The organism is Nostoc sp. PA-18-2419 (assembly GCF_005869855.1).
Taxonomy (GTDB): Bacteria; Cyanobacteriota; Cyanobacteriia; order Cyanobacteriales; family Nostocaceae; genus Nostoc.
Map to the genome: position 1 here is coordinate 81,133 of NZ_SZNH01000019.1, position 24,102 is coordinate 105,234.

General features: G+C 39.0%; 23 protein-coding genes. 9 read left to right on the forward strand and 14 right to left on the reverse strand.

Features of this window, described 5'->3' with window-relative positions; genetic code table 11:
- Window positions 1-129 precede the first annotated feature (129 nt).
- Complete coding sequence (locus FCR06_RS19565; RefSeq protein WP_138502636.1) at window positions 130-900, forward strand: class I SAM-dependent methyltransferase; 771 nt, start codon at window positions 130-132, stop codon at window positions 898-900.
- 147 nt (window positions 901-1,047) lie between these two features.
- On the opposite strand, the gene FCR06_RS19570 is transcribed toward FCR06_RS19565, so the two are convergent.
- Window positions 1,048-1,878: a class I SAM-dependent methyltransferase gene (locus FCR06_RS19570; protein WP_138502638.1), complete on the reverse strand. Its 831-nt coding sequence runs from the start codon at window positions 1,876-1,878 to the stop codon at window positions 1,048-1,050.
- A gap of 135 nt (window positions 1,879-2,013) precedes the next feature.
- The gene (locus tag FCR06_RS19575) at window positions 2,014-2,475 is read right to left on the reverse strand and encodes a hypothetical protein (protein ID WP_138502640.1); all 462 of its coding nucleotides are present in this window, start codon (window positions 2,473-2,475) and stop codon (window positions 2,014-2,016) included.
- A gap of 279 nt (window positions 2,476-2,754) precedes the next feature.
- Between FCR06_RS19575 and FCR06_RS19580 the strand changes: the two genes are divergently transcribed.
- Entirely contained in the window at window positions 2,755-3,027 is a 273-nt protein-coding gene (locus FCR06_RS19580; protein WP_189523494.1) for a hypothetical protein, read from the forward strand.
- A gap of 91 nt (window positions 3,028-3,118) precedes the next feature.
- Here the strand turns inward: FCR06_RS19580 and FCR06_RS19585 are convergent, their stop codons facing one another.
- Together FCR06_RS19585 and FCR06_RS19590 are read right to left on the reverse strand one after the other, a co-directional pair.
- Window positions 3,119-3,676 (reverse strand): DUF1634 domain-containing protein, encoded by a 558-nt coding sequence (locus tag FCR06_RS19585; protein WP_138502644.1) that lies wholly within the window; start codon window positions 3,674-3,676, stop codon window positions 3,119-3,121.
- 1 nt (window position 3,677) lies between these two features.
- Window positions 3,678-4,514, reverse strand: coding sequence for a sulfite exporter TauE/SafE family protein (locus FCR06_RS19590; RefSeq protein WP_138502646.1), 837 nt, complete (start codon window positions 4,512-4,514; stop codon window positions 3,678-3,680).
- A 481-nt stretch (window positions 4,515-4,995) separates the two neighbouring features.
- Here FCR06_RS19590 and FCR06_RS19595 point away from each other — a divergent pair, with 481 nt between their 5' ends.
- A complete protein-coding gene (locus tag FCR06_RS19595) occupies window positions 4,996-5,280 on the forward strand; it encodes a hypothetical protein (RefSeq protein WP_138502648.1) in 285 nt (94 codons plus the stop codon).
- A 254-nt stretch (window positions 5,281-5,534) separates the two neighbouring features.
- Here FCR06_RS19595 and FCR06_RS19600 read toward each other — a convergent pair whose 3' ends face one another.
- Window positions 5,535-6,584 (reverse strand): glutathione S-transferase family protein, encoded by a 1,050-nt coding sequence (locus FCR06_RS19600; protein ID WP_138502650.1) that lies wholly within the window; start codon window positions 6,582-6,584, stop codon window positions 5,535-5,537.
- Between the two features lie 185 nt (window positions 6,585-6,769).
- Here FCR06_RS19600 and FCR06_RS19605 point away from each other — a divergent pair, with 185 nt between their 5' ends.
- Window positions 6,770-7,183 carry a heavy metal-responsive transcriptional regulator gene (locus FCR06_RS19605; RefSeq protein ID WP_138502652.1) on the forward strand — a complete coding sequence of 138 codons (414 nt, stop codon included), beginning with the start codon at window positions 6,770-6,772 and terminating at the stop codon, window positions 7,181-7,183.
- A 91-nt stretch (window positions 7,184-7,274) separates the two neighbouring features.
- Here FCR06_RS19605 and FCR06_RS19610 read toward each other — a convergent pair whose 3' ends face one another.
- Window positions 7,275-7,769, reverse strand: coding sequence for an ureidoglycolate lyase (locus FCR06_RS19610; protein ID WP_138502654.1), 495 nt, complete (start codon window positions 7,767-7,769; stop codon window positions 7,275-7,277).
- A gap of 88 nt (window positions 7,770-7,857) precedes the next feature.
- Entirely contained in the window at window positions 7,858-8,877 is a 1,020-nt protein-coding gene (locus tag FCR06_RS19615; RefSeq protein WP_138502656.1) for an RpoD/SigA family RNA polymerase sigma factor, read from the reverse strand.
- 49 nt (window positions 8,878-8,926) lie between these two features.
- Here FCR06_RS19615 and FCR06_RS32805 point away from each other — a divergent pair, with 49 nt between their 5' ends.
- On the forward strand, window positions 8,927-9,085 hold the full coding sequence (locus FCR06_RS32805) for a hypothetical protein (RefSeq protein WP_189523495.1): 159 nt from the start codon (window positions 8,927-8,929) through the stop codon (window positions 9,083-9,085).
- Between the two features lie 398 nt (window positions 9,086-9,483).
- On the opposite strand, the gene FCR06_RS19620 is transcribed toward FCR06_RS32805, so the two are convergent.
- Window positions 9,484-9,882, reverse strand: a complete 399-nt coding sequence (locus FCR06_RS19620) for a hypothetical protein (RefSeq protein ID WP_223280203.1) — start codon at window positions 9,880-9,882, stop codon at window positions 9,484-9,486.
- A 352-nt stretch (window positions 9,883-10,234) separates the two neighbouring features.
- Here FCR06_RS19620 and FCR06_RS19625 point away from each other — a divergent pair, with 352 nt between their 5' ends.
- Window positions 10,235-13,693: a HEAT repeat domain-containing protein gene (locus FCR06_RS19625; protein ID WP_138502658.1), complete on the forward strand. Its 3,459-nt coding sequence runs from the start codon at window positions 10,235-10,237 to the stop codon at window positions 13,691-13,693.
- A gap of 184 nt (window positions 13,694-13,877) precedes the next feature.
- On the opposite strand, the gene FCR06_RS34310 is transcribed toward FCR06_RS19625, so the two are convergent.
- Window positions 13,878-14,012, reverse strand: a complete 135-nt coding sequence (locus FCR06_RS34310; protein WP_262984688.1) for a hypothetical protein — start codon at window positions 14,010-14,012, stop codon at window positions 13,878-13,880.
- A gap of 15 nt (window positions 14,013-14,027) precedes the next feature.
- On the opposite strand from FCR06_RS34310, the gene pcrA reads away from it, so the two are divergent.
- Window positions 14,028-16,352: a DNA helicase PcrA gene (gene pcrA, locus FCR06_RS19630; RefSeq protein WP_138502660.1), complete on the forward strand. Its 2,325-nt coding sequence runs from the start codon at window positions 14,028-14,030 to the stop codon at window positions 16,350-16,352.
- Between the two features lie 54 nt (window positions 16,353-16,406).
- Here the strand turns inward: pcrA and FCR06_RS19635 are convergent, their stop codons facing one another.
- The 4 genes from FCR06_RS19635 to FCR06_RS19650 all read right to left on the reverse strand — a co-directional run bounded on the left by FCR06_RS19635 (window position 16,407) and on the right by FCR06_RS19650 (window position 19,619).
- The gene (locus FCR06_RS19635; protein ID WP_138502662.1) at window positions 16,407-16,700 is read right to left on the reverse strand and encodes an antibiotic biosynthesis monooxygenase family protein; all 294 of its coding nucleotides are present in this window, start codon (window positions 16,698-16,700) and stop codon (window positions 16,407-16,409) included.
- Between the two features lie 92 nt (window positions 16,701-16,792).
- Window positions 16,793-17,443, reverse strand: a complete 651-nt coding sequence (locus tag FCR06_RS19640; protein ID WP_138502664.1) for a retron system putative HNH endonuclease — start codon at window positions 17,441-17,443, stop codon at window positions 16,793-16,795.
- Window positions 17,440-18,693, reverse strand: a complete 1,254-nt coding sequence (locus tag FCR06_RS19645) for an AAA family ATPase (protein ID WP_138502666.1) — start codon at window positions 18,691-18,693, stop codon at window positions 17,440-17,442. Before FCR06_RS19645 ends, FCR06_RS19640 begins: the two co-directional genes overlap by 4 nt.
- A gap of 5 nt (window positions 18,694-18,698) precedes the next feature.
- Complete coding sequence (locus tag FCR06_RS19650) at window positions 18,699-19,619, reverse strand: metallophosphoesterase family protein (RefSeq protein ID WP_138502668.1); 921 nt, start codon at window positions 19,617-19,619, stop codon at window positions 18,699-18,701.
- A 135-nt stretch (window positions 19,620-19,754) separates the two neighbouring features.
- Between FCR06_RS19650 and FCR06_RS19655 the strand changes: the two genes are divergently transcribed.
- Together FCR06_RS19655 and FCR06_RS19660 are read left to right on the forward strand one after the other, a co-directional pair.
- Entirely contained in the window at window positions 19,755-20,669 is a 915-nt protein-coding gene (locus FCR06_RS19655; RefSeq protein ID WP_138502670.1) for a hypothetical protein, read from the forward strand.
- Between the two features lie 362 nt (window positions 20,670-21,031).
- Window positions 21,032-21,862 (forward strand): RimK family alpha-L-glutamate ligase, encoded by an 831-nt coding sequence (locus tag FCR06_RS19660; RefSeq protein WP_138502672.1) that lies wholly within the window; start codon window positions 21,032-21,034, stop codon window positions 21,860-21,862.
- A gap of 88 nt (window positions 21,863-21,950) precedes the next feature.
- Here the strand turns inward: FCR06_RS19660 and FCR06_RS19665 are convergent, their stop codons facing one another.
- On the reverse strand, window positions 21,951-24,041 hold the full coding sequence (locus FCR06_RS19665; protein WP_138502674.1) for a GAF domain-containing sensor histidine kinase: 2,091 nt from the start codon (window positions 24,039-24,041) through the stop codon (window positions 21,951-21,953).
- Between the last annotated feature and the right edge of the window lie 61 nt (window positions 24,042-24,102).

Below are 24,102 nucleotides of genomic sequence, written 5' to 3' on the forward strand. Positions count from 1 at the left end.
ATGCGATCACCCAAACTTATCTCAATATCCTCCGCCAACCGCGCAGTGCTTAGACATGGGAAGTAGAACTACGTCCGTGGGTAGAGAACTTCTAGCCAAGACAATTGTTACAAAGATAGTTTTGAAGGTATGAAAATTGATTTTGGTGCAACTGCTGTTGATTATGCAAAACACCGTGCTGGTTTTCCCAGTTCATTATTTAACAAACTGTCTGAATATGGTATAGGTTTACCAGGGCAAAACATTGTTGACCTGGGTACAGGAACCGGAACACTAGCGCGGGGTTTTGCGGATAGAGGTGCCTATGTGATTGGTATCGATCCATCAGTGTCACTTCTAGAACAAGCCAAACAGCTAAGTGAATCTGTCCAAATCAAAGTAAATTATCGAGTCGCAACTGCTGAAAACACTGAGTTACCAGATAAAAGTGCTGATGTAGTCACTGCTGGACAGTGTTGGCATTGGTTTGACCGTCCGCGTGCTGTAAAAGAAATCACTCGCATATTAAAAGCGAATGGGTCAATTGCGATCGCTCATTTTGATTGGATACCTTTAAAAGGTAATGTGGTTGAAGCAACAGAAAAACTGATACAAGCTCATAATCCAGCTTGGAAACTGGGCGGTGGTAATGGATTGTATCCTTTGTGGTTACAAGATATTGGCGAAGCCGGATTTCGAGACATCCGCACATTTTCTTACGATATATTTGTATCTTATACACACGAAGATTGGCGGGGACGAATTCGTGCGAGTGCAGGTGTGGGAGCCAGCTTAACACCAGAAAAAGTAGAAGTATTTGACCAGGAATTGGCGGTATTACTGAAAGTAAAATATCCCACACCAATTCTGCAAGTTCATCATCGAGTGTGGGCGGCGATCGCTAAATCACCACAGCCCTAGTAGATTTTTCGGGGAAACAACTAATACTAATTCGTAATTCATAATACTCGCGTCCGGCGAGAAGCAAGCTACGTAATTAAGAAAGTCTGATTTAGTTTGGGTTCCTGGGTTTGAATCTGTATCATTCTTTTTGGGAAATGGTACAACTCATGGTTTGCGACCTACAGTCAATACTGCATAAGCAGGAATTTCAATCCCATCATTTGTAGCGTACTTCTTTGCTCCCTCGATAATTGCGTTCTCGATATCGTGGCGTTGCTGTCCAGTTTGCATTGACAGCATCGAGCCAAGGCGTGCCGAACTTGCAATAATCGTCGGCATTACATCCTCAGGTTTAGAGAAAGTCCAGTTTATAAGCAATTCGGTAACAGACACCGATGTGAATCCTTTAACATTCAAGGTCTTTTTGCACTCGTCAGGGTCGCCGAAACGAAATAACGGTGGCGCTGGAGGTAGATCCACATCAATCGTGCCATAAGTCTGCACTGTTCCCAGAATCAAGGACATGAATGGGTTGTGTGCGGGTGGTGTCCAACAAGTGAAGGCATAGCGCCCTCTTGATTTGAGGACTCGCAAGGACTCGGCGATCGCTTTTTCCGGTTCTGGGAAATGGAGAATACCAAAGTTACATACTACCGCCTCAAACTCATCAGACTCGAAGGGAAGATTTTCGGCGTCCCCTACCCGAAATTCAGCTTCCGGACATCGCGATCGGGCAATGACCAACATATTCTCTGTATAGTCTAAGCCAGTAACTATAGCCCCACGTTTGACTGCATCAGCACTGAGCCAACCAGTGCCGCAGGCGACATCCAGCAATCGCATACCAGCTCTGGCTTCTACGCCATCCAATATGGCTTGATTTACCTGAGACGTTACCTGAGCGATCGCTCCATTGTATCCTTGTGCGACCTTAGAGAATCCGTCACGCTCAAACTGCTTAAATGCCTCATGATCGATGGGAGGGTCACCCGTCATTTTTTAGCTCCTTTCCTCTACAAAAAAATATAGCACCTCCGTAAGTTCTATATTCTTGTAAGAAAGAAACAGTCTCAGCTAAATAGCCTGACGCTCCTATAACCAATTCAGATGTAGAAAGGCGATCAACTAAATTTAACCATTAGAGAATAAAACCGGAGAATCGAGAATCTTCAACTGGATTAATAGCAAAATCAACAGAGTAAAGGCTGTTGAAGAAATTATACCCGTAAATAACTCTTTTTTCAGGTTATGCTTTTTGGGTTCTTTTTGAAATATCTCCTGAGAACCAAATTGCATCAACAGAATTCCGACAATATTAGAGAGCCAGTACCCGATAATAGAACAAGGTAAAAGTAATTTTGGGAAAAATAAACTACATCCATACCCAAAACCATAAGCTATTGGCAGATTAAAAATTAAGTCATTCCACCAACACAGTGGTGATAATAAATATCCGAGTACCAGAAAGAATCCACCTCTAAGTTTTTTGAAAATGTCTTTTTTCAACTCGTGTGAAATAGTTGGCTCTAACTGCTCAGTCATTGTCTGATTTTCGAGGCTCAACTGTTGACTTCCTTTCTGGACGCTTTGCATAAAAAACCACTAATCCTATCTGCTTAGTGTAGTTTAAACCAAAAAGCAGAGCAACGTCTACTATACAAGCGACATAATTTTGAGTTTTTGACACTAAAAGTTCTATCAATGGATAGTTGCAGCAAAATATGTCATTAGTTACTTGTGATTAGTTTTTCTTTGCGTCCCGGTGTCTTCTTCATATCCCCGTCTTCCTAATCTCCTCTATACATGTAGCCGTTGCAGAAAATTTAAATAATCATAGCTACAATAAAGCTACTGAAGTATTTGAATAGGAAAATGACAGATTTTACTGCAAATAACACATTTGTGATCGCAGGAATTGTGTTTATAACGATTGCTGTGATTGGGCGATCTAAATTAGCTTTTATCGAAATTAATCCAGGTTTTTTTGGCAGATTCTTAGCTTTAATTATCGGTGTTTCGAGCTTATTATATGCTGTAGGATTATTAAATTTTTCAGTTGGAACTCTTGATTCCTTAAGAACTTATCTGCCAGAACTAATTCAACAGAGTGTAAGCTCAATTAATGAAATTTTACAAGGTTCATAATAGTTAACATAATTAAATTTTAGGTAAATCTTCAATACCTTTAGGTTAGGGGTAAAAGTGTCAATTTCACCCTTAACCATTGAAAATAAAATTAATAATATGCTCCGAGAAGGCTGTAAGTCAGACTAGCTAGTACTAATAAGGTAATAATCACATAAATAAATTCTCGCTTGAGCAGAAATGCCAATAGAGAAATGACTACCCGTAAAATTGGAGTAGCAATTAATAGTAATAGCCCCAGTTGAATAATACCGCGATCGCTACCTGATAAAACAGCTTTCACAACACCTGTTGGCGAGCGAAATTGCAATGGTTCTCCCCGAAAAAAGTGATATTTAGCAGGTTCAGCACCATGATGAATTAAGTAGAGGATACCTCCCAATAAAACTACAGCACTAGCTATCAAAACGCCGTATTTAAGTAAGTTACTTAGCAAATATTCTAATTGTTGCTCGCTTGATATTTTCGTTATATTCTTGTTAGCATCAATCTCAGAACTATTCGGCAATTGCGCTGCTGTACTAACTTGCTGTTCTTCCAACTTCTCAATATCAGAGTGTGAATTTTCTGATGGTAAGGTTAGTGCAATTGCTTTACTCTGTGGCTGTGCCGATGATGTCCAGCGAAAACCAGTCTTTAACTTATACATTTTACAGCCCCCATATTAAATTGTTGTAGACCATTTTTAAAGCCATTACCACCAGTACAAGGCTGAAAATAATTCTTAAAATTTGTGTTTGAGTCCCTGCAAGGACTCGTGCGCCCAAAAAAGCACCAGGTAATACTCCCAACATTACCGGCATAGATAGTCCCGGATCTATGTAGCCTCGTGCTAAGTAAACTCCGGCTGAGGCTGCTGCTGTCACACCAATCATAAAATTGCTAGTGGTGGTAGAAACTTTAAAGGGTAGGCGCATAGCTTGATCCATTGCTAACACCTTAAATCCGCCAGAACCAATACCTAGTAATCCAGAAAGCACCCCAGCTAAAATCATCATGGTAAACCCCATTGGTACTGAATGAACTTGATAAGCCATTAGTCCATCAGGAGTTGGATAACTGTTATTTAGTTTTAAATAGTTTGCGAGGGGATCTCCTGGTTCACCTTCAGTATTTTCTATTTTTGGTCGTTGCGAAAGGTATGCAGAATAAATCAGGACGATCGCTAATACAATAGTTAGCGCTTTGACGGACACAAAACTAGCAATCACAGCTCCGGCGATCGCCCCAATAGTTGTAGCTACTTCTAAAAACATCCCTAATCGCAAATTGGTATAGCCTTTTTTAATGTAAGTAGATGCTGCACCTAAAGAAGTAGCAATTACAGATACTAGAGAGGCGCCAACTGCATATCGAAGATCGACGCCAAATACTGAAGTTAGTAAAGGAACAATTACTACTCCACCCCCTAAGCCAGTTAATGCTCCTAAAAAGCCAGCACTAAATGAACCAATCCAAACTAATAAAGAAAATTCCAAAATAGACAAATTTCATACCTCTTTTTTTATATGTATATCAAAATGCCAAAATATTTTTTGTATTATTTAAAACTTAAACGGTAAGTTTGTTACTGTTGACAGGCTTAGTGGTTCATATTTTTAGGGTGATGGGGAGACAATGACAAATGACTAATGACCAAATCCACCAATGGTTGATTAACTTAGCTCAATTAAGTCTGTACATACAGAAAACTAATACTAATTTGCCAAAATACTGCTATAGGCGATCGGACTTTGATGCCAAAACAGCAAATCGTAACACTAATTATGATCAATTCTTTAGCAAAGTACTCGTATTTTCCACAAATTTGCTGTATTGTAATTATTCTGTTAAATTGTTCAATACTCAACTTGCCCGCAGTATCTTATAGATCTGGTTAAACCTTCTTAAAAGGCTACATCAGACCCTTAAAGAATCGACTTTCAGATTCTCTTTTTTTATGACCACTTTTTCAAACCTTTAGGAAATATGAAAATCATCAAAAAATCTGAAAAGCTAACCCTGAAGAAGATGAAAGAAATGGAAGAAGCTCAAGAGCAGACTCTTCAAGGTGAAACTGTTGATTTTTCTGAACCTCTGGTTGAAGACAAACCAGTAATCACCCCAGAGTATCCAGTAAGCATTGCGGAGTATAAACAACCGGATTATATTGCAGTGCGTGACAATCCTTTAGTTCAATCTGTTGGTAACTCAGGCTGGCAACCTTCTGATATTTGGCGGGAAATAAGAGTGGATAGTTTTTATGATGGATAGAAGAGTGCTTTTCTAGCAAACAACTGTTCAGCATTAAAAGCCATCTATCAAAAATCCTTCTCCATGCTAACTTTTAAAAACGCTGCTTCTGCTTGATGGCAATTGCTAGTGATGCAGTCTGCAATATTTCAGATGATGTCCGGTAAATCACCCATGATATTTCTGAAGCGAGTGAAACTATGCAATCACAACGTTTTTGGGATTGCTTCCCTACGGTCGCAATGAATCGATGTATTTGTTTTCAATCTAACCGATCAAGCATTCACTTTGCTGATGCGATCGCGACTATGTGGTTGATTAAGATAGGACATATCAGGGCCGTCGGGAATGATTCCACCGGGATTGAGTGGGAACAAGTTACCATAGTAGTCGCGTTTAACAGTTTCTACGTCGCAGGTATCAGCAACACCTGAAAGCTGATATAAATCTCTTAAGTAAGCTCCCAAGTTTTGATAGTCTCGAATTCGTTGCCGATTACACTTAAACAAGCTGTAATAGACGCTATCAAAGCGAAATAAAGTAGTAAATAAACGCACATCAGCCAGTGTGAGATTCTCTCCGCATAGATATCGACTAGTTTGCAATGCACTGTCAATCTCATCGAGAGTTGCGAATACTTCATTACAGGCTTGATTATACGCTTCTTGACTCTGGGCGAAGCCGCAGCGATACACCCCGTTATTCACTGCGTGATAAATCTTCTCATTCCACCAGTCAATTTTTTCTTTGAGTTGTTCTGGATAAAGATCCAATGTTGGATTTTTGGCGAACTCGTTAAATTGAGAGTTGAGCATCACAATAATTTCTGAACTCTCATTGTTAACAATGGTTTTTGTTTGCTCGTCCCATAGAATTGGAACTGTGACGCGTCCGCTGTAGCCCGGTTCTGCTCGCTGATAAAATTCAACTAGCGTGCGACAACCTTGTTCTTCTTCGTCGAATACCCAACCGCCTTCAATCGGAGAAGGAGAGACGATACATACTGATATTACCGCTTCGAGTTTTTTGAGCGATCGCACAACTAAAGTTCGGTGCGCCCAAGGACAACCCAACCCAACATAGAGTTTATAGCGTCCCGCTGCTGGTTGGTAAGGATTCCCTTCTTCGATGCCAATGAAGTTGCGAAACTGGCTACTAGGACGAATATACGCTCCCGATTTATTGGTAGGAGCAAGCTTTGACATCATTATTCGCCAAAGGCTTGTCCAGACAAACATTCCTAGCCAAATAATCAGCTTTGGAGGCAGGGAGCGGCCTTTCTTTTTGGGGAGAGTTTTATTATCTATTGCAGTTGAGTTACTCATGGCGACAATTTTGCTTTTAGCCCTGCTAACTTTTCTTGGCAGACTACTAAAAATTGCGAGTGGTCAATACAATTGTTACATTATTTCTGATTGTTAAAAACGATCCTGTTCTCACTTGACTCTCCAGTTCACTAGAGAGTTTAAAATAAAGTAAATAAATTTATTTAACATCAGGGCAGCTACGTATGTTAGTTCAAGAACAGCCAAAACTCATTGGTCATGTTGCTAAGTCTAGCGGTGTACCAATTAAAACTATTCGCTACTATGAGGAGCTAGGCTTACTCAAGTCATTAGGGAGAACCGAGGGTGGATTTAGATTATTCAACTCTGATGTTTTGGCTCGCTTGAATTTTATCAAACGTGCCCAAAGTCTAGGATTGACCTTATCAGAAATTAAGAATTTTTTGGATGTTCACGACGGAGGTGAATTACCTTGCGTGCATATAAAAGCTAAACTGCAAGATAAAATTGCAGCTATTGATGAACAAATTCAGCAATTACTGATTCTCAGGCAAGAATTATCAGGATTAGTTTCTGGTTGGGAAACAATACCTGAAAATCCTGAACAAACAATTTGTCCTATTATTGAAAGAAATTAAACAAACGCTCCCCTAAGAGCTTGTAGGGTGGGGTCGAAATTACCAAAAAAATATTTCACTTTCTCATTTAGAACTGTTATAGAGTGGATTACTATATCATTTCAAACTCTAATTGATGACTTTTGAGAAAATCATGAGTGAAATGATCTACCACATTTGTATCAGTTAGTTCTAAATTATAAAAATCCACAGTTTCATGTTCAAAATATGGCCCTGCGTGCCAAGTTCCCTGATGTAATTGAATAAAGCAATTTCCAGGAATGCGGAAAGCAGCAATTTCCTCTAACGCTGGTTGATCAACATCATTATTCGGTGGACAAACTGCTATTAACCAATCTTTTCCTGACAAAGAACCGAGACATTGAGTGCATTGGACGTGGCGAGTAATTTTATGAAACTTTCGCCCTCTTTTATCTAACTGCATAATATAAAATCGCGGAATTCCATTTTGCAAGTTTAACTTTGCATCTTCGGCATCATAAGCTTTGCCATCTTGACTAGCAAAAATTACCTGTCCATAAGGCCGAAAATTTTTTGGTGTCACCCATTGCGCTTGCAATTGTTGTATTGTTCGCGATGTATTCATAGCAAGTTTTATTGAAATTATTTAGGCTTATTGTATGAATTCAGAAGCGTCTTTGGCGAGGCTTCTGAATTCTTACCTCAAAACAACTTTAGCTAGCTAGATAACTACGTACTTGTTCCTTTTGACGTCTCAGAAGGCTTAGAGCTTTTTGCTCTATTTGACGCACCCGTTCTCGACTAATACCCATACGATCGCCAATTTGTGCTAAGGAAAGTTCATGTCCATCTGTCAGACCAAAGCGCAAGGTTAATATTTCTCGTTGCTGGGGAGACAGCTTTGACAATAAGTTTTGTAAATCTTGGTGCAGCGATTCTTCAGTAGCGTAGTCTTCGGGAGAAAGTCCGTCATCTTGCAATATGTCTTGCAATTCTGTATCCTGTTGTTCGCCAACTCGCGCTTCTAGGGAGAAGGGTTGACGAGCTAAATACAAACACTCGCGAATCTGGCTGGCTGTTAAAGACAACGCTTCGGCAATTTCAGCAGTAGTGGGAACGCGACCCAACTGTTGAGATAATTCTCGCTGTACCCGCTTAATTTTATTCAGCTTTTCAAAAATGTGAATTGGTAACCTAATTGTACGTCCTTGCTGAGCGATCGCTCTTGTGATTCCTTGACGAATCCACCAGTAAGCATAGGTAGAAAACTTATAACCAAGAGCAGGATCAAATTTATCTACGCCTCGTTCTAAACCCAAAGTACCCTCTTGGATTAAATCCATAAACTCCAAGTTGCGATGCTGGTATTTTTTCGCCACTGCTACCACTAACCGGAGATTAGCTTGAATCATTTTCTGCTTGGCTTGCTGTCCTTGTCTTAGCTGTTGCTTTAACACCTCAACACTTAAATCCATCTGGTCTGCCCATTCTTGCAGCGTAGGTTCCTGCTTTAGTTTCACAGCTAATTCTTCTTTGACAGCTAATAAATTCATCATCTGCTGCACTTGTTGGGCAAAAATAACCTCTTGCTCGCGAGTCAACAAATCTACACGCCCGATCTCTTGCAGATAAATACGCACAATATCATCTGTAGTTCGAGCTTTTTTATCTGCAACGCCACTTTTTTTGTTCGTGTTTTGAACTTCGGTTTGTGGAGATGTTAAGCTGCTCATGGTTATTCACTCCTATGTAACCTTATGAATTTATTGGTATCAAGCCTAAATGCTGAGACTCATAATGCACGTAGATATCTGCGTTAAATCTGGTATTATGAATGTAATTACTGCTGGTGACATTTTCTGTTCTAAAAGTAGTAACAGTGGTCACATTAACACCAAGGATTATAGTTGGCAAGACAGCAGCACCTATGATCGCCACTAAATATCCAAATTTCAGCCAAAAAATTTCTGCTTGCAGGCACTTAGTTGAGTATTGCGGAGTATAACTAATACATTTGACAAAATAGTCCCTACACATATAGAAGTCTGATTTAGGTACTAATAAATAAAAAATATTAGCTACTTACACTTAACAGTCAACAGCCACCACTGATATTGTTCGCTTTCTCATTTATAATTGCTAATTATATGTGTAATAAAGCACATTTATTATAGTTCTTGAAATTTACTTTGATAACTCATAATTGTGTTTCAAGTAGGAATTTTAACCCCACCTGAAACGATGCTGACATTATTAGGCACTGAGTAGAAACCTTTTAAAATTAGGAATTATGAATCAAGAATTATGAACTACATTGATTATTTCAGAAACTTACTGACTTAAAACTGAGTAACTGTTAGTTTAATGCCAGAATCGAGTTTAGGAACCTTGAGATAATCAATTGGCTCATAACTTTGACGAGTTTGAGCATTGCTTTGTTTGGGACATGCCTTGAAGAAAGATTCTGGGTTATTGATGATTTCACGTGGGTTGATTTTTGGACATTGTTGGTCTTGGATTGCTGAAATTGTTTGATGAGGAATTGGTTTAAGATTGTTAGTCCGTCCAGCAAAATTTGTCCATTTAGTATTAATGGTTGCAGGTTCAGTCAATAACACTTGAGCTTGATTGCGATCGCCTGTTGGATTTGGGATATTCTCTTGGTTTCCAAAAGCGCTCTGAGGCAGAGCGAGTGCGCTAATTGCAACAAATAAGGGGACACAAAAGGATTTCATCATTGAATTTCTCAAGCTTGTCAGTTTAATAACTACAATTGCCTAAATACAGATACCGAAAAACAGGAGTCTGATTTTAATACTTCTTAAAGCATATACAAACAATTAAGTATTCGTCATGCACTATGTGGATGAAAATGGGCATGGAACATGAGGCTTGGGGCATAGTCCGTAGGAAAACGGGAAAGACTTACTGCTACTTACCCTCAGTTCCTCGCTCACCTGCTTTCTCTTATTATTAAAGGGCGATCGCACTGACTACAATTCTAGGATTATCGGTAGAAAGCTAATTCTCTCAAGAGATGTTTTATTGTGTAGTATGTTAGGCAGAACTTAACTTGCTCAATTCACTGGCATGGTTTCAGACCACGGCATTGATTTTCTAGCATATTTACAATCCCTCTGCCAAGATGAGACATACAGTGATTGGCAGAAATTTTATACAACAACTGATACTTTAGACCATCAGCGACTTGAACTGAATAAATCTCCAAAACGGTTGGATTTGAGTTTGATGGTGCAAACAGTACAATCAAAGCAACCGACGGAAGTACCAGAAAGAGAAACAATCGAACGGTTGAATGTTCTAGAAGGGCTACGGAAGTATGCTGCTAACCATGTCATGCTAGTGGGACGACCAGGTTCAGGAAAATCAACTGCTCTAGAACACTTGTTGTGGGAAGAAGCGGAAAAGTGCAGGGGAGCATGGGAGCAGAGAAGCAGAAGAGAAGGGGAAAAGCTGGCAAGGATTCCCGTGTTGGTAGAATTGCGGCAATACAAAACTTCCGTGCTGGATTTGATTCGGGAGTTTTTGAAACGGCACAGGTTACTGCTAGATGAAACAACAATTGAAACGCTGCTGTTTCAAGGGCGATTTTTGTTACTAGTAGATGGCGTCAATGAGTTGCCTGATGAAGATGCACGCCGAAATTTACGATTCTTTCGCCAAAATAATCCTAATACACCGATGATTTTCACCACAAGGGATTTAGGTGTAGGGGATGATTTGGGTATTGAAAAAAAGCTGAAAATGCAACCTTTGTCAGAAGGGCAGATGCAACAGTTTGTCTGCGCGTATTTGCTGCACAAAGGTGAGGAAATGCTACGACAACTGGGTGGACGCTTGCGAGAGTTCGGGGAAACGCCACTGCTGCTGTGGATGCTGTGTGAGTTATTTAGACAAACAGGTAATATACCGCCAAATCTGGGTTTAGTATTTCGCTGCTTTGTCCAAAGTTATAACGCCAAATTCTGGGATAATGTGCGAGTCTGCCATGAGTTCCGTCATTTGTTACCTGAGTTATTGCAGCATCTAGCGTTTACAATGATGCAAGCAGCAAGCCCCACAGAATTACGAGTTAATATTGACAAGCGAGAAGCGGAACTAATTCTGACAAAATTTTTAGAAGGCAAGGTTGATTATCCTCCAATTCGGGCGAAAGCTTGGTTAGAAAATTTACTCAAACATCATTTAATTCAACTTGCTAGTAACTCTCAAATAGAATTTCGTCACCAACTGCTTCAGGAATACTACGCCGCAGAATGTCTACTCCAGCAGTTTGGGAACATTAATGATGACAAGCTCAAACGGGATTATCTAAATTATTTGAAGTGGACAGAACCCTTAGCGCTGATGTTGTTGTTAGTGGAAGATGAAGCCCAAGCAGTGCGAGTGGTTAAGTTAGCACTAGATGTAGATTTGAAATTAGGGGCAAGGTTGGCGGGAGAAGTAAAGCCAGAATTTCAGGAAGAAACTGTTGGTTTAGTTAACGGGCTAGAGGTTCCTCAAGAACTCAAAATTAGACTTTTGGGGATAACACGTTCTAATAATGCAATTCCAGCTTTGCTCCCAGTTTTAAATTTGAATGATGAAAACTCTAGTGTTGCTTGGTATGCTGCCGACTCATTAGGCAACATCTGTAGCGCAGAATCGGTTTCAGCTTTGCTTCCAGGTTTGATTCATGAATATGCTCATGTTCGTAGAAATTCTGCTTACGCGTTAGGCAAAATAAGTAGTGAAGCAGCCGTTTCAGCTTTAGTTACAGCATTAAATCATGAATATTCTGATGTTCCTAAGAATGCTGCGTATGGCTTAGGAGAAATCGGAAATAAGGCAGCTATTACAAAGCTTTTAGAAGCTTTAGAAGATGAAGAATCCTCTGTTCGTCAGGAGGCAGCTACAGCGTTAGGTAAAATTGGCTCTGATTTGGCAATACCTGGATTACTCAAAGCTTTAAAGGATGAAAGCTTTTCGGTGAGTCATAGCGCTGCATTTGCATTAGGTGAAATTAGCTCGGCTCTGGCTGTCCCTGAAATATTGGAAGCTTTGAAAAATAAAGCTATGTGGCTTCGAGAAAGAGCTATCTATTTCACAGGTAAAATTGAAAATCAGGAATACTTATTTGATATAATGCAAACTTTGGAGAATGAAAATCATAGTTTTCTTAATGCTATCACCTGGGCTTTAAATAAAATAGGTGGCGAGTTAATAGTACCTACTCTACTACAATATTTGAAGGATGAATATTTTTTGGTTCGTGCAAATGCTGCCTATGCATTAGGAGAAACTGGTACAAAAGAGATACTACCCGCATTACTGAAAACTTTGAAAGATGAAAACTTTCAAGTTCGTGAGAAATCTGCTTATGCATTAGGAAAAATCAGTGATGAGGCAGCATTACCCGCATTACTAGAGGCTTTGCAAGACGAAGTACCTTGGGTTCGTGCTTATGCTGCCTCTGCATTAGGAGAAATTGGTAATGATAAAGCAGTACCTGCGCTGCTAGAAGCCTTGAAGGATAAATATTCATTAGTTCGTGGGAATGCTGTTTATGCATTAGGAAAAATTGGTAGTGAAAATGCTGTGATAGGAGTAATTTCAGCCTTAGGAGATCGAGATCCTTCTGTTCGTAGGAGTGCTGTTTTGGAGCTAGGAGAAATTTGTAGTGAAAATGCTGTTATCAAATTGCTATCTGCTTTGAAAGATACAGATATTTGGGTTCGTGCTTATGCTGCTGAAGTGTTAGGAAAAATTGGCACTGAAGCAGCTATTAAAGGTTTACTAGCAGCTTTAAAAGATAAAAACCCTTCGGTTTGCCGAGGCGCTACCCGGGGTTTAGAGCAAATCAAAATAAATATAGAGGTAGCTGTTGCAGATCTGCTGCCAGCTTTAAAAGCTAAAGACTCTTACGTGCGTCAAGATGCGGCTTATGCTCTAGGAAAAATCGCTCCTTTTCAAATACTGCCTAATCTTATTGAGCTTTTGAAAGAAACTGAAGAAACATATTTACTCAATACAATTACCGCAATTCAAAAGCGTTGCAATTTTTATAACTATGCAATCGCAACTTCTCTACATGAAGAAGAGATACAATCTGATCCTTTACTTATTACTCTAAACAAACTTAATCAAACTATGTCAGAAACTCCTAAAGTACAAATGAATTTTAATGCGCCTATTACTGGTAGCAGTGTTGCGGGGAATGTTGAAGGTAATAGTATTGGCACTCACAATAAAAACGTTACAATACAAAATATTGCTGAGGTAGAAAAACTACTTCAGCAATTGCTTGAGCAAATAGAGCAGACTAAACCAACACCAATCGAAGCTCAAGTAATTGTTGATCAAGCTGTTGAAAAACATCCAGTACTCAAAGACAGGCAAATAATTGAGCAAGCGATTAAACATTATCCACCACTCAAAATACGTTTACAAAGAGTGGTGACAGCAGTAGGTATTGAGATAGTAAAGATTATATTCGCTCCTGCTGGCATTGCGATAGAAGCAATTAGAGCTTGGAATCAACCTGAATAGTTACGCCTGGCGGTTGGAAACCGCGCCTACACAAGCCAAGTCCGCCTGCGCGGACTAACAATATCTAATCAAGCTGCGTGGTTGGTTTTGTTTTTGTAGCTGTGATTTCCAATCAGCAGGGTAAAATTTCCTCAATTGCTATCGAGTAGCATTTTGGTTAAGAAGATTGCCAGACAATCTTTATTCACCAAGTTTCGTTAGGATATTGTAATCTGGGCAATAGCCACTCTTTTACTGATGTGACGCCTAGCGTAGGTATAGCCCGCACTTCTCTGCCAGACGCTGCGCGAACGACAAGCTCAGTGACCATCGTAGACATCGCTTTTTCACATCCATGACAACAACCATTGACTTTCTCAGTCACCTTAACCCCAGCCAACGTCAAGCTGTCGAACATTACTGCGGGCCATTGCTAGTTGTTGCTGGCGCGGGTTCGGGTAAAACACGAGCGCTGACTTACCGGATTGCAAATCTGATCCTCAAACACCGTGTAGATCCGGAAAATATCCTGGCGGTTACTTTTACTAACAAAGCTGCACGGGAAATGAAAGACCGGATTCAACGGCTGTTCGCCGAACAAGAAGCAATGAAACAATACAGTCAGCGGTTGGATTTGTTGACAGAATACCAACAAATGCAATTGCGATCGCAAGTTTATAAAAATACTATAAAAGATTTGTGGTGCGGTACTTTCCACAGTCTATTTTCTCGGATTCTTCGCTTTGACATTGAAAAATATCAAGACGATAAAGGACGCCGCTGGAATCGCAATTTTTCTATCTTTGATGAATCAGATGTTCAAAGTATTATCAAAGAAATTGTTAACAAGCAATTAAATTTAGACGATAAAAAATTTGATGCTCGCTCTGTCCGTTACGCTATTAGTAACGCGAAAAACCAAGGCTTGTCACCCCAAGAATTTGAACGAGAACAACCCAATTATCGGGGACGGGTAATTGCCGAAGTTTATAATATATATCAAGATAAGTTAGCAGAAAATAATGCTCTCGATTTTGACGATTTAATTCTCGTACCTACGAGATTATTTCAACAAAACGAACAAGTCTTGGGTTACTGGCACCGCAAGTTTCGCCATATACTTGTAGATGAATATCAAGATACTAACCGCACTCAGTATGAACTGATTCATTTATTAGTAACTAATGGTGAAACCAAAAAGAGCGACTGGGAATGGCAAAATCGCTCAGTTTTTGTTGTCGGTGATGCAGACCAATCTATTTACAGTTTCCGCATGGCAGATTTCACAATCTTGCTAGAATTTCAGCAAGATTTTGGCGATGGTTTGGCAGATGACGATACCCGGACAATGGTCAAGTTAGAAGAAAACTATCGCTCTTGTGAAAATATTTTGCAAGCGGCAAATGAATTAATTGAAAATAACACCCAACGAATTGATAAAATTCTCAAACCAACGCGGGGGCCGGGGGAGCAGATTTTTTGTCATAAAGCCGATGAAGAATTAGCAGAAGCGACATTTGTAATTAATCAAATTCGCACCTTAGAACAGCAAAATCCAGAGTTGAACTGGGGTAGTTTTGCCGTACTTTATCGTACAAATGCTCAATCTCGTCCTTTTGAAGAATTGTTAGTCAGGAATCAAATTCCTTACACAGTTGTGGGAGGAATGAAATTTTATGATCGCAAAGAAATTAAAGATGTGATTGCTTATTTAAGAGCGATCGCTAACCCATCTGATACACTAAGTTTATTGCGAGTTATTAATACTCCCCGGCGGGGAATTGGCAAAAGCACGATTGATGCTTTGGTGAACGCCTCCCAACAATTAGGAACGACTTTGTGGGAAATACTCAGCGACGAAACATCAGTTAATACACTAGCTGGACGGGCAACAAAAGCTGTAAATAACTTTGCCCAAATGATTAGCCGTTGGCAAGGACAAATTGGCACGCTTCCGGTGACTGAGGTTTTGCAAGGAATACTAGAAGATTCTGGTTACGTCCAAGACTTAATGAATCAAGGCACAGATGAAGCCACAGATAGAGTACAAAACGTCCAGGAACTTTATAACGCTGCACTGCAATTTCAAGAAGAAAATGAAGATGTTTCTCTGACAGCATTTCTGCAAAGTGCCGCCCTCAGTTCGGATTTGGATAACTTAAAAGAAGGACAAACAGCGGTTTCTTTGATGACTTTACACGCCTCCAAAGGACTAGAATTTCCTGTAGTATTTTTAGTGGGATTAGAACAGGGACTATTTCCCGGCTATCGTTCGCTAAGTGATCCTGCGTCTTTAGAAGAAGAACGCCGCTTGTGTTACGTAGGAATTACTCGCGCCCAAGAAAGATTGTATCTATCACACGCCCGCGAACGTCGCTTGTATGGTTCTCGCGAACCCGCCATCCGATCGCAATTTCTCGACGAATTACCAGAAGAATTATTAGCTAGCCAACGAGTGAGTCATCAAACTTATACCAAAAGTGCCTATAATTCAGGTGGTAAGCCAGATACAACCCACAATTGGCAAGTAGGCGATCGGGTATTACATAAAACTTTTGGCCCTGGCGAAATCACACACGTTTTCGGAACGGGTAGTAAAATGTCTGTGGCGATTAAATTTCCCAGTTTGGGGCAAAAAATTGTTGACCCAAGGATAGCACAATTACAAAGAGTCGAATAAAAGTCACAGCTTTGTTACTTCTTAAAGAAGTTGCAGAGCTTGTTTTATACTTTTTTATATTTCAACTTCTTGAAAATGTTCAACTGTAGGAAATGGCTCGTAAAAATGATGTAGAAGTTTCTTCCACTCTTGATATTCAGGAGAACCTCGAAATCCCACAGTATGAGATTCTAAACTTTGCCATCTCACAAGTAATAAGTATTTCCCTTGTACTTCTAGACATCTGTGTAATTCATGGGATAAATATCCATTGATTGAGGAAATAATTTTAGAAGCTTTTTGAAAATCAGCTTCAAAATCTGATTCTAAACCAGATTTGACGTGAAGTATCACAGCCTCAAGAATCATATAGTCTTTAACGAGAATTAAGTTGATGTTATTTAGTATAAATTGAATGTGATGTCTACAATGAGCTACGCCTACATACACATTTTTATCAATCAAAAATAATTCTTGAATAAATAGCTAATTGCCGCACAAAACGGAGTATATTGCCCATTTTTATCAGGTTTTTCATAACCTTGAGCAAGTAGCTGTATTTCTGCTTCAGTTAAATCATCAGTAGCAAGCAATGCAGCATCAATTGCTAGTTTACGCATATTTTGTAGCTTGCTGATATTGAGTGCAAGCTTCTCAATTGTTGTTTGAGCAGCAGCTTTTTTAGCTAGCTCATCTGTTGGTTGAATTTCGCCAGAAGCAGGGTATTGAAAAAAATCAGCACAGGTTATTTTTAAGGGTGAAACCATCAAATTTTCATCGTACCAATACTTTTTCTTATGTCCACAATGCACGGGAACAGGAGGAGGTTCTTCACTTTCTCCTTGGCACGAAGCAATAAGATTTTTATATTCTAGAGATAGACTTGGATATGCACTACGAGGCTTTAGATGTTCTATATGGCTAGTTTCTCTAGTAATACGCATTCCACAATAGCAACAGATATATCCTTGTTCTTTAAGTAAAGCATCATGTACAATAGGTTTTTCTGGTGTTTGAAAATTATCATCCCAGTCAGGTTTCCAATCATCGTTTTCTAGAGCTTTCCAAGCAGTCAATTTTTCTGGTTCTTGATTTTTTTTGATGTACTTCATCGGTTGAGAATTTCCTTCCGCCGAATGAGTACATCCGCTTTAACAAACTCAGGTTCATCTGCTCCAATTTCATTGGCTAACTGTTGACGTAATTGCCTAGCACCTTCAATATTTCCAGCATCAATTAGTCGAAAAAGCTCTAAAAGACTTTCTTTTATTTTCTGCGGACGTTCTGGAACACCCATGAGGTCTTCTAATATGCGATTGCTATCTCTGCCAAAGGAACTTTCTGGTTTTTTAGCAACAACACCTTGGTCTGTCTTTTCTAAAATGTAAATTCCTTCTGGCTTGACTTGGCTAATTACTTGAGGCGAATGGGTAGTGACAATAAATTGACAATTGGGGAATGTTCTGGTCAAAGCTGGAATAATTTCACGTTGCCATTTTGGGTGTAAGTGTAGTTCAATTTCATCAATTAAAACAACACCCTCACCTTCGAGCGGTTCTGTTAAACCTGGGTTGGCGATCGCCAATCGTCTTGCTAAATCTCCCACCATTGCCAGCAAACATTTCTCACCATCCGATAGCTGATTTACTATCAGTTCTTCACCTTGTTTTATTACAGTCATTCTTAAAGGAGAACGACGAACCCGTAACTTTGAGAAACTAGGTATCAATGAAGATATCGCTTGTCTAACTGCTTCTAACTGTGGATCTTGGTAAGTTAGGTTGTCTCGTAGTAACTCACTCTCTAAATCTTCTTGGTTTCTAAACCATTGGAAAAAAATCGCAAAGTCATTTCTGCTGCCTGTAAGCGCTTTTTCATAAGCATCTATTTGCTTAAACTCAGTTTTCTTTGGAGTCTCTAGTTTAATATCAAGAACTGCACGATTAACGGGATAGTACACTGCTAGAGGTAGGTTATATTGAGGCTCATTTTGCCAATGACGCCAAATTGCATCAGCAGCGGATCTTATCATTTCATGCATTGAATCTTGAGATACTCCATTACGACTTCGAGATATTTCCCAATTATCTTCTCCTCCACGTAATAAAATCGCAATATTCAGTTTTGTTAATATGTCTTTATTAGAAATATCTAGTTCACTAAATGCTCTTACTTCATCTTTCGGAGAAACACCTCCAATCCATTCCATAAAACGGGAAAGTAAGAGAGAAAGAGCATCAAGAATGCTGGACTTACCTACACCGTTGATACCAATAAGCACAATAGATTCATTTACATCAAACTCAAGCGTCAAATCACCGATTCCACGGAAAGATTGCATTTTCAAGCGCTTGACTTTCATAATAATTACGCTAATTTCAATTGAATAATACCTTTATCAAAAACACGATTATTAGTAGCGATCGCATTTACTTCAATTCTATCTGCATACACTTCATACGCTGCAAAACTTAAATCACTAGTGGAATACTCTGTCCACTGAGAACGCCCTACAGGACGATTACCTGCACCTGCACCACAAATTAAATAAGTTGTACCATCAATAGCACGAGTCCGTTCATAATTATGTTCGTGACCATTGATATAAAGTTGAACGCCATATTTTTGAAACAATGGAGTCAATGTTTTAATAAAGTCTGGATTACTGCCATACTGACCAGATGAATAAATTGGATGATGTCCATATACCACTTTCCAAGCAGCGTTACTCCGACTTAATTCTTTTTCTAACCAAGTTAGCTGGTTTTCCCAATCAGCATTACTATTAGTATCTAAAGCAAAAAATTGTACAGTTCCCCGACGAAATGTATAATATCGTCTGCCATTCATATTGAAACCAACATACTTCAGTTGTGGTTCGCCATTTTCAGTACGAATATCGTGATTACCTAAACAAGCTTGAAATTTTACACCTTGCTTGAGCAAAGCTTGGTAGGGGCGTTCAAAAACTGCACTAATTTTTTCAATTTCGCCATTGTTGTAAATGTTATCTCCAGCTAAAACTACTAAATCATAAGGATTTTGTTTGTGATAAAAATTCATTGCCCCAGCCACAGCATACTGTCCTTTAGCACCGGTTCCTGTATCTGCAACAGATACAAAACGTAATAACAAGTCTTTTTTCGGTGGGTTGGCGGCTATAACTGTTGTGGAATCGCTAACATCAGCACTTTGAGAATTTTGATGATTTAACATCCAGCCCAAAAATCCTGTACCGATAGCGCCCAGGCTACTTAAAAATAAAAATTGACGGCGTTTCAAGTTCATAACTCACCAAATTTAATAAATAGTTAGTTTCCACAGAACTAATGTGCAATGAAGTGATACATTAAGGCAAAAGAGGCAGCACCAGTAATAATGTACGTTGTTTGTCTTTGATTCGCTGCTTTTGGTGAAAGTTCCATGTCACAAGACAATCCAAAACCGAACGAACAGCAGGTAACTCAACCTCCCCAAAAACCTTACCAGAGAGTTCAGCCAATTTGGAAGGCTAAAATTATCCAACTTCTGAAAGGGACAATTGGGGTTTTAGAAGTAACAGTCCAAAAACTGGAGACAGCACCTCCACCCGGTGCTGAAGAAACCCCCAGTTTTTTGCAACAGCTTCAGCTGCGGTGGGGTGGACTATTAAGGACAGTCCGCTTATTTTTACCATCAAATTTATCTACAAAGTTATCAGATACAGCTTTGACGGGAATTATCACAGGAATTGCTGTAATTCTCGTTTGGACAACTACAACTATTTTTACTAATAAACCTACCCAAGTAGCAACAGTTCCTCCGGTTGAGGAAGTTCCCATACCAACACCAACCATAACTACTCCACCAAAATCAGCTGTACCAGAACCACAGCCACCAGAGGAAATTACGCCGCCAGAAAAAATTACACCAGCGCCAGAAGCACAACAACCACCCCAGGAAATTACGCCGTTGCCAGAACCAGAACCGGAAGTAATTCCCACACCAACGCCAACACCAACACTAATCAGAGAATTGACACCTGAACAAGCCTTAATTGTGGCTATTGAAAATCAGGTAGCTGAAATTAGCGATCGCACTACCTCTGGTCTGATAAAGTCAATTCAAGCTAACTTTCGCACCAGTAATCTCACTGTGAAAATTAGTGACGATTGGTACACTATTTCAGAATCTCAACAGGACAAACTCGCTGCCGATATTTTACAACGCTCTCAACAACTTGATTTTACTCATTTAGAAATTATCGACTCTCGAAATCGCTTAATAGCACGTAATCCAGTTGTTGGTACTGAAATGGTAATTTTCAAACGAAAAACAACAATTTCAACAAAAACTTAGAAATTAGCGTTGCATATTTTGAAATCGTAATTTTTAGATTTCAATATCTAAATTTCATCCGTCGTTTATGCAACGCTTTCAAAGTCTAAAGTTATAAAAAAATAAAATAAATAATATATTTTTTTGCTGAAGTGTAAAATTTGTGTTAATTGTAATTTCTGCATTCACTATAACATTGATGGCAAATTATTGCATTATCTAATAAAGAGGTGTATTTTAGAGAATGGCTTTTGTAAAGAGCTTTAGTAAAAAATAATTCAGCAAATCAGAATAAAGCGCTCAATTGATATTTATCAATTTTGCAAACTTTGTCTTGTTAATTACTATCAACACTTAACTTATCAGTTTAACTTCAAGTATTTATGTTAGACAACGTTTCGCTATTGCTCCAAGCTTGTGAAAATCTAAATATTAGCTATGAAATTATTTATCCATCTGAAAATTTAATCAAAGTAAAATTGAATAATAAACACCACTATTTTTGTAATCATACCACTCCTTTAATTAATCAAGCAGTGGCAAAAATTGTCAAAGATAAGGAATATACTTATCATATTTTAAATAGAAAAATTAAACTTCCTCGGACAATAGGCTTTCTTTCGCCTTTTTGTGATGCAAGATACAATATGTATTTAAAATTTCCAACTATCCAAGATATTATCTCAGAAATTAAAGAAAATTTTGCAACACCTGTGATTGTAAAAAGGAATTCTGGTTCCAAGGGACATAATGTCTTTTTATGCCAAAATCAAGATGAAATTGAAAACGCTTTAAAAGAGATTTTTAATAACAATAATAAGTATGATTATGTTGCCATTGCTCAAGAATTAATTCACATAAAATCTGAGTATAGAGCAGTTTTCTTAAATAAAGAATTAGTTCTACTCTATGAAAAAGATATAAGTAACGCGAATTTTACGGGTAACTTAAGTCCTCTCCATTGGGATGGCGCAAAAGCAAAATATATAAGCGATCCACAAATTTTGTCAGAGATTGATAATTTTGCCAGACCAATTTTTGAAGAATTAGACCTTGATTATGGTGGCTTAGATATTGTATTGGATCAAGATAATCAATATTGGTTAATTGAAATCAATTCTCAACCAAATTTCACCATTTTCACTAGAGACAATGGAAAAGAACATGTGTTGAAAGTTTTTGAAAAAATCCTAACTAGTCTAGCCTCAAAATAATTTAGGGCATGGGGCATGGGGTATGGGGTAGGGAAGATAATATTAACTTCTCACGCCTTGGCGGAGCTTTCCTTGCTTTAATCTTAACTTAGCATTGATTATTGGGCACTTTCATTGTCTGAGTTGGTATCCATACAGTAAAAATTGAGCCAATACTCACAGTTGATTCTATTTCAATTCGACCTCGATGCAGTTCTACAAGTTGTTTTGTTAAAGCCAATCCCAATCCAGTACCCTCGTAACGGCGGCGATAGGGTGTATCGAGTTGTTGAAATTTCTCAAACAGTAGTGGTAATTGTTCTTCAGGAATGCCTATGCCGGTGTCTTCCACTTGAAAAATGGCGGTATCGTCCTCTACCCAAAGACGCAAAGTAACGTCGCCACTTTCGGGGGTAAATTTAATCGCATTAGTTAACAGATTCCAGAGAATTTGTTGTACTCGTTCGGCATCAGCAGTAAAGCGATCGCGTTCAGGATTGATTTGCAAATCAAGTTTGAGACTAATTTGTTCGCTGGTTGCTTTTTTTTGCAATGATTTCACAGCATTTTCGGCAACATTTATCAAAGAAAATTCTGAAATATTTAAAGCTGTCTTCCCAGCCTCGATTTGTGATAAATCGAGGATGTCATTAATCATATCTAATAAATGTTCTCCACTATCGTGGATTGTTTGCAGATAATCCCGTTGTCGTTGACTCAATTCACCCAAAGGCCAGCGTAACAACGTCGAAGACATCCCAATCACATAAGTTAAAGGTGTGAGTAATTCATGACTGATGGTAGCGAGAAATTCACTTCTGAGGCGGCTAGCAGCTTCAGCAGCGAGGAGAGCATCGCGTAGGGCCCTTGTATGTTCAATAACTCGTTGTTCTAGTGTTTGTTTTTCTTGGGTGAGGGTTTGCATTAACTCAGCTTGGTGAATGGCGATCGCTAATTGTTCGGCGATGGAACTGAGCAAGTTTTTTTCGCTATCAGTCCACTGACGTGGATTCTCGCACTGATGAGCAATCAGCAATCCCCAGAGTTTTTCCTCAAAAATAATCGGTGCAGCCAATTTTGCCCGGACTTGGCATTCTCTTAAAAAATTTAACAAACACTCTTCTAAAACATAAGTTTTTTCGACATCATCTACCGCTAAAGTAAAGCCTTGGCGATACTTTTCCCAACATTGAGAAGTTGGAAAAAAGCAATTTTTTTCACTATAATTCAACACCGATATAATACTATCTGTTACACGGGCTTCATAGATAACATAACCTCGGTACTTTTGATACTCTTGTGAGAGAGATTGACTATTGACTGATAGACAAAGCGAGGAGTTACTGTTATTGGAAGAAAAATCCGAGTCAAGGTTTTCTTGAATTAAGACTTCAGGTTTAATACTACTAGCTAAAATTCCCTCTGTTGTAGCCAGCGCTGTGTCATTGAGAGCAATAGTATTAAATTGGTGTTGTTGAGTCTTGACTTTGGAACCCTCAAATTTATAAATTACTAATCTGTCTAATTCCAAAAACTCACGCACTTGTGTAATTGCTGTTGCCATAATTACTGGCAAATCTAGGCTTTTGCGGATCTGCGTTGTTACCTGGTTTAACAGCTGTTCTTGGGAAATTTGTTTTTTTAGGGCATCTTCTACTGGTTGACAAATATAAACAGCCGGGCCCGTTGAGCTTGGAGGTGATATTATTTCTTGATTTGGCTGAGTCAGAAAATATTCTAATAACAACAGCGTGAATTTACTTTGGAGCGTAGCATCGTTAAGTCTAATTACTTGGTGATAGCGTTCCAGGTTTTGGTGAGTCTGGGAACTGCACTCAAACAAGTTTCTCAATTGCAAGACAAAAGAAGCGATCGCCTCTAAATTAAATGTCAATCTAGTATTAATCTGTGATTCTCTATTGCCTAGTTGTGAGTTGTCAGTAAGTAGTTTTTCTTCCTCATCTCCCTCGTCCCTTTCTAAATTTCCTAGCAGCAGCGCACTAAACTGCTCAGAAACAACTACTGTAAACCTTTGCCTTTCCCACTCCACAGGTATAAGAATCGACGCCAAAATAGCATCTGTGAGTACCAGAGTGGCACTTCCTACCGTTTGAGCCATCTGCTCTAACAATTCCCGTAGCTGATTGAATACAACAATAGGCAAGGTTCGAGAAAAGCTCAAATCAGGAGAACTCAGCATTTTTAATCATTCTGGTAAGAGAGGGCTGAATGCAAAAACGAAAGTTTATTTTTCTTAAGAG